The organism is Mycobacterium sp. 852002-51163_SCH5372311 (assembly GCF_001667115.1).
Lineage (GTDB): Bacteria > Actinomycetota > Actinomycetes > Mycobacteriales > Mycobacteriaceae > Mycobacterium.
In genome coordinates this window covers 1-12,109 of the sequence record NZ_LZIJ01000105.1, presented here as the reverse complement: position 1 = coordinate 12,109, position 12,109 = coordinate 1, and the positions used below count along the sequence as shown (strand labels likewise).

Annotated in this window: 1 protein-coding gene; it reads left to right on the top strand. The window is 66.7% G+C overall.

Features of this window, described 5'->3' with window-relative positions:
• The coding region (locus tag A5791_RS13650) for a non-ribosomal peptide synthetase (RefSeq protein WP_231995899.1) at positions 1-12,109 on the top strand (12,109 nt) is incomplete at both ends.

Genomic DNA, 12,109 nt, shown 5'->3' with positions numbered 1-12,109 from the left:
GTGGGCAACGGCAGCGCACCGGTCGGTATCGACGTCGAGGGCCACGGGCGCCATGAGGAGTTGGGCGCGCAGGTGGACTTGTCGCGCACGGTGGGCTGGTTCACCACCAAATACCCGGTGGCCTTGAATATCGGAGGGCTGCGCTGGGCCCAGGTAGTCGCCGGCGACCCGGGGCTGGGGACGTTGGTCAAGCACGTCAAAGAGCAGCTGCGCGCGCTGCCGCACCCGTTGAGCTATGGGGTGCTGCGCTATTTGAACCCCGAGGTCGACCTGGGCGAATCCGAGCCGCTGATCGGGTTCAACTACCTGGGCCGGCTAGGGGTGGGGTCCGGTGACGGGCGGGAGGATCTCTGGCGCATCGACCCGCAGGGGGTGGCGCTCATCGGTGCGGCCGCGGCGGTGCCAACCCCGCTGGGGCACAGCGTGGAACTCAACGCGGTCACCCTCGACACCGAGTCCGGCCCGCAGCTGCTAGGCCGCTGGATGTGGGCGCCGTCGGCCCTCGACAGCGCGGCGGTCAGCGAGCTGAGCCGGTTGTGGATGGAGGCGCTGGGCGGGATCTGCGCGCATGTGCGCGCCGGTGGGGGCGGGCTGACCCCCTCGGATATTGCGCCGGCCCGGTTGACCCAGCCCCAAATCGATGACCTGTGCCAGCACTACCGGGTCGCCGATATTTTGCCGCTGACCCCGCTGCAGCAGGGCCTGCTGTTTCATGCCAGCACCGCATCCGGCAGCGAAACCGATCTGTATGCGATGCAGCTCGACATCACCATCACCGGCGGCCTCGATGCGCATCGTCTGCGCGAGGCGGTGCAGACCGTGGTTGATCGCCATCCCAACCTGGCCGCCCGATTTTGTCCGCAGTTTGACGAGCCGGTGCAAATCATCCCCGAGGACGCCGCGGCGGGCTGGCAATATGTCGAGCTCGACAGCGATGTCGGGGATGTTGATGTCGATGAGCAGATCCAGCAGCTGTGTGCCGCCGAGCGCGCCGCCGTCGGCGATATCGAGCGCCCGCCGGCGTTTCGGGCGGCGTTGATCCGCACCGCCGGGCAGCGGCACCGGTGCGTGCTGACCTTCCACCACATCGTGATCGACGGCTGGTCGTTGCCGATAGTGCTGGGGGAGCTCTTTGCCGCCTACAACGGCCGGCGGCTTTCTACTGCCGGCTCGTATCGCCGGTTTGTGAGCTGGCTGGCCGAACGTGACCTGGATGCCGCCCGCGCGGCCTGGGCCCAAGTGCTGGCCGGCTGTGACACCCCCACCCTGGTCGGACCGGCGGGCCGGTTGGGGCCGGGGCAGCGAAGCCTCGCCTCATACCGGGTCCCCGAGCACATCACGCGGGCAGTCAGCGAGTTGGCGCGCGCACACCACACCACTGTCAACACGGTGCTGCAGGGCGCTTTCGCGCAGCTGCTGTGCGGGCTGACCGGCCAGCACGACATCGTATTCGGCACCACCGTTTCGGGACGACCCACCGAGTTGCCCGGCGCGGAGTCGATGGTGGGCCTGTTGATCAACACGGTGCCGGTGCGGGCCAACCTCACCTCGGCAACAACCACCGCCGATCTGCTTGACGAGCTGCAAAACGCGCACAACCGCACCCTGGAGCATCAGCATCTGGCGCTCAGCGAGATCCAGCGCCTCACCGGCCACGACCAGTTGTTCGACACGTTATTCGTGTTCGAAAACTACCCCGTCGACACCGCCGCGCTATCGGGCGTCGAGGAGTTGGCGATCACCGAGGTCAGCAGCCGCGAAGCCACCCACTACCGGCTCACGGTCCAAGCCCAACCGAGTCCCGAACTCGGCTTTCGCGTCGAATACGACACCGACGTTTTCGACGCCGCCAGCATCGAGGCACTCATCGCGCGGTTGCAGACGGTGTTGGCCGCCATGACCACCGACCCCACCCGGCCGTTGTCGTCGATCGATCTGCTCGACGAGACCCAGCATGCCCGACTGCAGGAATGGGGCAACCGGGCCGCGTTGGACCAGCCAGTGGCCGGGCGGGCATCGGTGCCGGTGGTGTTCGCCCAACAAGTGGCCCGTACCCCCGAAGCGGTGGCGATCAGCTGCGGGGATGTGTCGCTGAAGTATCGCGAACTCGATGAGGCCGCTAACCGGTTGGCCGATGTGTTGGCCGGCCAAGGGGTAGGTCCAGGTGACCGCGTGGCGTTGCTGTTAAACCGGTCGGCCGAGGCCATCGTGGCGATGTTGGCGGCGCTCAAGACAGGGGCTGCTTACCTGCCGATCGACCCGGCGCACCCGCGGTCGCGAATGGAGTTCATGCTCACCGATGCGGCGCCGATCGCCGCCATCACAAGCGCGGAGCTGGCCGAACAGCTAGACGGCTTTGACATGGTGGTCATCGATGTCAACGACAAACCTGTCGACAGCCAACCCAGCACCGCACCACCAGCGCCGGCCCCCGATGACATCGCCTACCTGATCTACACCTCCGGCACCACAGGTGTCCCCAAAGGCGTCGCCATCACCCACCACAACGTCACCCGGCTGTTTGAGTCACTCGACGCCGACGTCGAGCTGGCGTCCGGGCAGGTGTGGACGCAGTTCCACTCCTTGGCCTTCGACTTTTCCGTGTGGGAGATCTGGGGAGCCCTGCTGCACGGTGGGCGACTGGTGGTAGTGCCGGAATCAGTGGTCCGCTCACCAGACGACTTCCACGCTCTGCTGGTCGCTGAACACGTCAGCGTCTTGAGCCAGACGCCCTCGGCGTTTTATGCGCTGCAGGCAGCCGACGCGCTGCAGTCCAAGCCGGCGCATCGGCTCGAGCTTCATACGGTGGTGTTCGGCGGCGAAGCGCTTGACCCACAACGTCTTCGGACCTGGCTGCAAAATCACCCGAATCTGCCGCGCTTGATGAACTTGTACGGCATCACCGAGACGACGGTGCATGCCTCGTTACGAGAAATCGTCACCCGTGACGCCGACCGCGGTGCCAGTCCCATCGGCGTGCCGCTGGCGGATCTTGCGTTCTTTGTGCTCGACGGCTGGTTACGCGCGGTGCCGGCCGGGGTGGTCGGCGAGCTGTACGTGGCCGGTGCCGGGTTGGCCTGTGGATATGTGGGCCGGGGTTCGTTGACGGCGTCGCGGTTTGTGGCGTGTCCGTTCGCAGACGGTGCCGGAGCACCGGGACAGCGCATGTACCGCACCGGGGACCTGGTTCGCTGGGGTGCCGATGGGCAGCTGCAGTATCTGGGTCGCGCCGACGAGCAGGTCAAGATCCGCGGGTATCGCATCGAACTCGGTGAAGTCCAGACCGCCCTGGCCGCGCTCGACGGCGTAGAGCAGGCGATAGTGATCGCGCGGGAGGATCACCCCGGCGACAAGCGCCTGGTCGGCTACGTCACGGGGACCGCGGACCCGATCCAGATACGCGCGGCACTGGCGGAACGGTTGCCGGCCTATATGGTGCCGGGCGCGGTGGTGGCGATCGAGGCGCTGCCACTGACACCCAACGGCAAACTCGACAAGCGCTCCCTACCCGCACCCGATTACACCGATGGCGATCGTTACCGCGCCCCGGCAACCCCGGTCGAGGAGATCCTGGCCGACATCTACGCTCACGTCCTGGGAATGGAGCGCGTCGGCGTCGACGATTCGTTCTTCGACCTGGGTGGCGATTCGCTGTCGGCGATGCGGGTGATTGCGGCCATCAACACCGGCCTGGATGCCGGCCTTTCGGCGCGCACCTTATTCGACGCACCCACGATCGCCCAGCTGGCGCCCCGCATCCGTGCGGATGCGGGCAGCCGTAAGCCGTTGGTGGCGGCAGCGCGCCCAGCCGTTATCCCGCTGTCGTTCGCCCAGAGCCGATTGTGGTTCCTCAGCCGCTTTGAGGGTGGGGTCGCGACATATAACATTCCGACCGCCTTTCGGATGAGCGGGGCGCTGGATGTCGAGGCGTTGGATACGGGTCTCGATGATGTGATCGCCCGCCATGAATCGCTGCGCACCGTATTTCCCGACATCGACGGTGTGCCGTTCCAGGAGGTGTTGGCGCCCCAGGCCGGGATGTGGCGGCGCGGGGGCGCGGCGGTGGTGTCGTTGCCGGAGGAGGATCTCGCTGCCGAGTTGATGGCACTAGCGGGGTATCGGTTCGATCTATCGACCGAGATTCCCATTCGTGCGCAGATCTATTCGGTGGGTCCCGAGCACTATGTGCTGGGAATTGTGGTGCACCACATCGCTTTTGACGGGTGGTCACTGGCTCCGATGGTTCGTGATGTGGCCGAGGCGTATCGGTCGCGGCGGCAGGGCCACGCCCCGCAGTGGGCGCCGTTACCAGTGCAGTATGTGGATTACACGTTGTGGCAACGAGAGTGGCTGGGGGCGGAATCTGATCCCGACAGTGTGATAGCCGGGCAGTTGCGGTACTGGCGGCAGGAGTTGGCCGATCTGCCGGAGGTGGCGTCGTTGCCGACGGATCGGATCCGCCCGCCGGTGCCCAGTTACCGCGGTGATCGGGTGGAGATTCGCGTCGACCCACAGGTGTGGGCGGGGGTCAAGGCGCTGGCGGCAGCGCATAACGCGACGGCCTCGATGGTGTTGCAGGCGGTCTTGGCGGTGGTGCTACACCGTGTCGGAGCCGGCGAGGACGTGGTGATGGGAACGCCGATTGCCGGGCGGCTGGATGCGGCACTTGATGACCTGGTCGGGTTCTTCGTCAACACCTGGGTGCTGCGGGTCGGAATGAATTCCCGGCAGCGTTTCGGCGATGTGCTTCAGCAGGTGCGGCAGAAGGCGCTCGATGCCTACAGCAACCAGGATGTGCCGTTTGAGCGGCTGGTTGAGCAGCTCAACCCGGTGCGCTCCACCGCGCATCATCCGCTGTTTCAGGTGGCCATGGTCTTCCAGAACAATGTGCGCCCCGGGATTTTGGCTTTCGACGGGGTCAGCGTCGAGCCGCTGGCGGCATCGACCCACACTGCCAAGTTCGACCTCGAATTCCATTTGAGCGAGGTTCGAGCTGAGGACTCCGCACCGATGGCCGCCGGGGTGGTGTCCTATGCCACCGATTTGTTCGAACGGCCCACCATCGAACAGCTGGTCACTTGGTTTGGCCGGGTGATCGAGGCGGTCGCAGCGGATGCGTCGGTGGTGGTGGGGGATGTGGCGCTGCTCGATCACGGTGAGCGTGATCTCTTGCTGTCGGGGTGGTCTGGTGTCGGTGTGGGAGCGCCGGTGGGTGTGGCGCCGCAGTTGCTGACTGCGGCAGTGGCGACCGATGCGGACGCGGCGGCCGTGGTCGAAGGTGCACGCGAGTTGTCGTATCGCGAGCTCGATGAGTGGTCGACGCGGTTGGCGCGGGTGCTGGTTGAGGCCGGGGTTGGTCCGGAGCGCGCGGTGGGCGTGGCGATGGATCGGTGTCTGGAATTGGTCGTCGCCTGGTGGGCAGTGGTCAAGGCCGGCGGCATTTATGTCCCGGTGGATCGGGCCTATCCGGTCGAGAGGATCGCCACGGTGCTAGACGCGGTGGCGGCGGTGTGTGTGTTGACCTCTGGCGAGGACAATCTGGCGGGGGCCGGTGCGCGCCCGGTGCTGCGGATCGACGGTCGGGACGTGTCCGGGCGGTCTGCGGATCCCATCACCGACGCCGACCGGATGGCGCCGCTGGGCGTGGATGACACCGCCTATGTGATTTTCACTTCGGGGTCCACCGGTGTCCCCAAGGGGGTGGCGATCAGCCACGCCGGTCTGCTGGGATTGGTTGCGGCGCAACGCGAGAAGTTCGGGTCGCGCGCGGATACGCGGGTGTTGATGGTGGCCGCGCCGACCTTCGATGCCTCAGTGTTCGAGATGTTGTGGGCGGTGGGATCCGGGTCGGCGTTGGTGGTGGCGCCGCCGCAGGTGTACGCCGGAGACGCGTTGACGGGGTTGGTGCAGCAGCAGCGGGTCAGCGCGGCGGTGATAACCCCGTCGGTGTTGTCGTCGCTGGATCGGACCCGGCTGGGCGGGTTACGCACGCTGCTCACCATGGGGGAGGCCTGCACGCCGGAGTTGGTGGCCGCTTGGGCGCCGGGCCGGCGGATGTTCAATCTCTACGGCCCCACTGAGGCCACCATCTGGGCGACGTGCAGTGCGCCGCTGTCGGCGGGGCAGCCGGTGGGCATCGGGGCCGCGATTCCGGGGATGTACGCGCTGGTACTCGATGCACGGCTTAACCCGGCGCCGATCGGGGTCGTCGGCGAGCTGTATTTGGCTGGGCTTCCGGTGGCGCACGGCTATGTGGCTCGGGCGGAGTTGACCGCGGAACGATTCGTGGCCAACCCCTACGGGGGTGCGGGGACACGCATGTACCGCACCGGTGACCTGGTGCGCTGGACTCGCGCCGGAACGCTCGATTATCTCGGCCGCGCGGACACGCAGATCAAACTGCGTGGACAGCGCATCGAGCTGGGCGAAATCGAAAACACGCTGTTGGCCTGCCCGCAGGTCGCCCGTGCCGCCGCCGCGTTGCATCAGGGCGATACCGGCGCCCAGCTGATCGCCTACATCACCGTCGAGCACACGAGCACCGCCGACGGGGGCATTTCGGACGCCGAAGTCGTCGAAGAGTGGCAACACCTGTATGACGAGCTGTACGGCGCCGAGGTCGAGGTGCCGGGATTCGGCATGGATTTCCGGGGCTGGAACAGCAGCTACACCGATGACCCGATTCCGCTTGAGGAGATGGTGGAGTGGCGTGCTGCCACGGTGGATCGGATCACGGCCCTGCGGCCGCGGCGGGTGTTGGAGATCGGGGTGGGCTCCGGACTGGTGTTGTCGCAGGTCGCGCCGGAGTCCGAGCACTACGTCGCCACGGACATGTCCGCGGTGGTCATCGACAAGCTGGCACGCACCCTGGAGCAGTTGCAGATCCCCTGGCGTGATCGAGTCGAGCTGCTGACGCAGCCGGCTCACGTCAGCGAAGCTCTGCCGCACGGCTGCTTCGACACCATCATCCTGAACTCGGTCGTGCAGTACTTCCCCAACTCGGAATATCTGGCTGAGGTGATAAACAACGCCATAGACCTGTTGGCTCCCGGCGGGTCACTGTTTATCGGTGATGTGCGCAACCACAGCCTGCACGGCGCGTTTCAAACCGGGGTCGTGCTGGCCCGCACCACCTCTACCGACACCGCCGAGATTCGTCACAGAGTCCAGTCCGCCATGCTCGGCGAACCCGAATTGTTGCTGGGCCCAGAGTTTTTCACCACCGTAGCCGCCAACCATGCGTCGGTGGCCGGCGTTGACATCGAAGTGAAACGCGGATTGGGCGACAACGAACTCAACCGGTATCGCTACGACGTCATCTTCTACAAAACCCCAGCCCAGGTGCACTCAGTGGCCGCCGCACCGACCTGGGCCTGGACGGAATGTGCAGGCCTGCACGGGCTGAGCACGCGGTTGATGTCCCAACGTCCCACCATCATTCGCGTCACCGACATTCCGCGCGCTGGACTGATCAGCGACGTCCGCGTCGAACGCGGCCTTGCGGCTGGGCTGCCCTTGGCCGACGCCCTCGCCCAAGCCAACACCGAGAACGCTGATGCCGTCCCCGAACAATTGCATCGCCTCGGTGAAACCAGCGGATACCACGTCGCCGTCACCTGGGGCGTCCAACCCGGCACCCTGGATGCCGTCTTCATCGCCCCCACCGACCACGATGGCCAGCGCACCCCGCCGCTGACCGACCTGTACCTAGCCCCCGCCCAGGCGAACCAAAGCAGGATCCACGCCAACGACCCGCAGACCAACGCCAAGGTCAGCGCGGTGCGCCAGCGGTTGAGCGCGCGGTTGCCCGAGTTCATGATGCCGACGCAGATTGTGGTCCTCGACGAGTTCCCGTTGACCTCCTCGGGCAAGCTCGACCGCAAGGCGCTGCCGGCGCCGTTGTTTACCGGTGCACCGTTCAGGGCGCCGCAGACGCAGACCGAGAAGGTCGTCGCCGAGGCGTTCGCCGAGGTGTTGGGTGTGGATCGCGTCGGGCTTGATGACGACTTCTTCGCCCTCGGTGGGGATTCCCTGATAGCCACCCGGGTGAGTGCGCGGCTGCAGTTGGCGTTGGGCCGGGAAGTGCCGGTGCGGTATCTGTTTGACGCCTCCACCGCCGGGGGTCTCGCGCAGTATCTGGACCGGCATCGTGGCGGCACTGCCCGCCCGCCGGTACAGCCGATGCCGCGACCGATGCGGGTCCCGTTGTCGTATGCCCAGAGCCGGTTGTGGTTTATCGACCAGTTGCAGGGGCCCTCACCGGTGTACAACATGCCGGCGGCGTTGCGGCTGCGCGGGCGACTCGATGCGGACGCGTTGGGTGTGGCGCTGGCCGATGTGGTGGGCCGTCATGAGAGCCTGCGGACTCTGTTTACGACGCACGACGGGACACCCCTGCAAATGGTGGTGCCCGCTGAGCAGGCCAATCTTGGGTGGGACGTCGTTGATGCCACTGGTTGGTCCACGACCCGGCTGGGTGAGGCAATCGGCGCGGCGACCCGCTACACGTTTGATCTGGCTAGCGAAATCCCATTGCGCGCCTGGCTTTTCCGCGTTGCTGACGACGAACACGTGCTGGTGGTCGTGGTGCACCATATCGCAGCGGACGGCTGGTCGATCACCCCACTGGCGCGCGATTTGGGTGTGGCCTATGCCAGCCGGTGCGCGGGGCGGGCCCCCGAGTGGGCCCCGCTGGCGGTGCAGTATGCCGATTACACGCTGTGGCAACGCGAGCAGTTTGGTGATCTGGCGGACAGCGACAGTCCCATCGCTGCGCAGCTGGGCTTCTGGGAAGAGGCCCTGACCGGGATGCCTGAGCGCCTGCAGCTTCCTACCGATCGCCCTTATCCGCCGGTGGCTGATAACCGCGGCGCCCATGTGGTGGTCAACTGGCCGGCGGAGTTGCAGCAGAGGGTGCAGCGGTTCGCTCGTGAGCACAACGCGACCAGCTTCATGGTGGTTCAGGCTGCCCTGGCGGCGCTGCTGTCCAACATCAGCGCCAGCAGTGATGTGGCGGTGGGATTCCCGGTCGCCGGGCGCCGCGACCCCGGACTGGATGAGTTGGTGGGTTTCTTCGTCAATACCCTCGTGCTGCGTGTCGATCTGGCCGGTGATCCCACTGTCGCGGAGCTGCTGGCCCAGGTGCGGCGGCGCAGCCTGGCCGCATACGAACACCAAGACGTGCCGTTCGAACTGCTTGTCGAGCGACTCAATCCCACACGGTCGCTAAGCCATTCCCCGCTGATCCAGGTGGCCTTGGCCTGGCAGAACCTGCCCTGGCAGCATAGCGGCCCCCCCGCCGGACTGACCTTCGGCGATTTGCAGGCCACACAGGTGCGGGTCGACACTCGCACCGCCCGCATGGACCTCGCTTTTTTCCTGGCTGAACGCTGGACGGAGGACGGTGAGCCTGCCGGGATCGGCGGAGGGGTGGAGTTTCGTACTGATGTGTTTGATGCGGCCAGTGTTGAGGTGCTGATCGAGCGCCTTGAGCGGGTGTTGGTGGCGATCACCGCCGATCCCGGACGGCGGTTGTCGGCGATCGATGTGCTGGATGCGGCTGAGCACGAGCGGCTGGATCAGTGGGGCAATCGGGTGGTGTTGGCCGAGCCGGCCCCGGCGGTGTCGGTGCCGGTGGTGGTTGGCGTGCAGGTGGCGCGGGCGCCGGAGGCGGTGGCGGTCTGCTGCGGTGAGGTGTCGTTGACGTACCGGCAGCTGGATGAGGCGTCGAATCGGTTGGCGCACTTGTTGGTTGGCCGTGGTGTGGGTCCGGGTGGGTGTGTGGCGTTGCTGTTTCACCGTTCGTCCGAGGCGGTGGTGGCGATGTTGGCGGTGCTCAAGACGGGGGCGGCGTATGTGCCGATGGATCCGGGGTTGCCGGCGGCGCGCATTGAGTTCATGCTCACCGATGCCGCACCGACCGCCGCGGTCACCACCGCGGAGTTGGCTGAGCGGCTGGATGGCCATGACGTGGTGGTCATCGACGTTGATGACCCCGCGGTCGGCGCCCAGCCCGGTACGGCGTTGCCGGCCCCGGCCGCGGACGATATCGCCTACGTCATTTACACCTCGGGCACCACGGGGGTGCCCAAGGGGGTGGCGATCAGCCACGCCAATCTGACTCATTTGGCGGAGTCGTTGCCGACGCGGTTGCCGGCGGGCGGGGTGTGGACGCAGTGCCATTCGTATGCGTTCGACTTTTCGGTGTGGGAGATCTGGGCTGCGTTGTTGGGTGGTGGGCGGTTGGTGGTGGTGCCCGAAGAGGTGACGGGTTGCCCGCAGGATTTCCACGACCTGCTGGTCGCTGAGGGGGTCAGTGTGTTGACGCAGACGCCGTCGGCGGTGGCGGCGTTGTGCCCGGATGGGTTGGAGTCGGCGGCGTTGGTGTTGGGCGGGGAGGCCTGCCCGGTGGAGGTGGTGGATCGGTGGGCGCCGGGGCGCCTGGTGGTCAATGCCTATGGGCCGACGGAGGCCACGGTGTATGTGGCGATCAGTGCGCCGCTGACACCGGGGTTGGGGGTGGTGCCGATTGGGTCGCCGGTGGCCGGCGCGGCGTTGTTGGTGCTCGATGAGTGGTTGCGTCCGGTGCCGGCTGGGGTGGTCGGTGAGTTATATGTGGCCGGTCGCGGGGTCGCGTGTGGCTATGTGGGCCGGTCGGGGTTGACGGCGTCGCGGTTTGTGGCGTGTCCATTTGTCGGCGCGGGCGGTGCGGGACAACCGGGACAGCGGATGTATCGCACCGGGGATTTGGTGCGGTGGCGCGGTGATGGGCAGCTGGCCTATCTGGGGCGTGCTGATGAGCAGGTCAAGATCCGCGGGTATCGCATCGAATTGGGTGAGGTGCAGGCGGCACTGGCCGGGGTGGCTGGGGTGGAGCAGGCGGTGGTGATTGCCCGCGAGGACCGGCCCGGCTACAAGCGCCTGGTCGGCTATGTGACCGGGACCGTCGACCCCGCCGACGCGCGCGCGGCGCTGGGTGAGTGTCTGCCCGCGTATATGGTGCCCGCGGCGGTGGTGGTGATCGATGCGTTGCCGTTGACAGCCAACGGCAAGCTGGACACCCGCGCGCTGCCGGCACCGGAATACCGCGCTGTTGGGTATCGCGCTCCAGGTAGCGCGGTCGAGGAGGTTTTGGCCGGCATCTACGCAGAGGTCCTCGAGCTCGAGCGGGTCGGGGTGGATGACTCGTTCTTTGAGCTGGGTGGGGACAGCATTTCCTCGATGCAGGTGGTGGCGCGGGCACGGGCGGCGGGGCTGGTGTGTCGGCCGCGTGATGTCTTCGTCGAGCAGACTGTGGCCCGACTGGCCCGGGTCGCGGGGGCGGTCGAGGCTGGCGGTGAGGTGGCCGATGAGGGTATCGGGCCGCTGCCGGCGACCCCGATCATGCGCTGGCTGGCCAGTGTGGATGGCCCGGTTGATGAGTTCAACCAGACGATGCTGTTGTCGGCGCCGGCCGGAGTGACCCAGGCCGACGTGGTGGTGCTGGTGCAGGCGCTGTTGGATCGCCATGCCATGTTGCGGCTGCGGGTCGAGGACGACGGAGCTGGGGGGTGGTCGCTGGAGGTGCCTGAGGTCGGTGCCATCGATGCGCGTAATTGTGTTCACAGCGTAGATGTGTTCTCCGATCAGGCGCTGATGGGGGCCCGGGCGCGGTTAGATCCGGCCGCGGGGGTGATGGTTAGCGCATTGTGGGTGGCCGATGCTGGTCAGTTGGCGATGGTCATTCATCATCTGGCCATTGATGCGGTGTCGTGGCGGGTTGTGCTCGATGACCTCAACACCGGCTGGACCCAGCACCGTGCCGGCCAGCCGGTGGCGTTGGCGGTGACCGGAACGTCGTTTGCCCGATGGGCGGGGTTGCTGGGCGAGTATGCGCGCCGCCGCGAGGTGGTGGAGCTGGCTGACGCCTGGAAACAGGTGGCCGGCGCCCCAGCCGCGTTTCCGGCGCCCCGGCCCGCACTGGATACCTATGCCAGCGCCGGACAGATGTCGGCGTGGCTGGATGGCGACACCACTCGGATGCTGCTGGGGGCGGTGCCCGCGGCGTTTCATGCCGGGGTTCAGGAGATTTTGCTGATCGCGTTGGGGTTGGCGGTGGCGCAGTATGTGG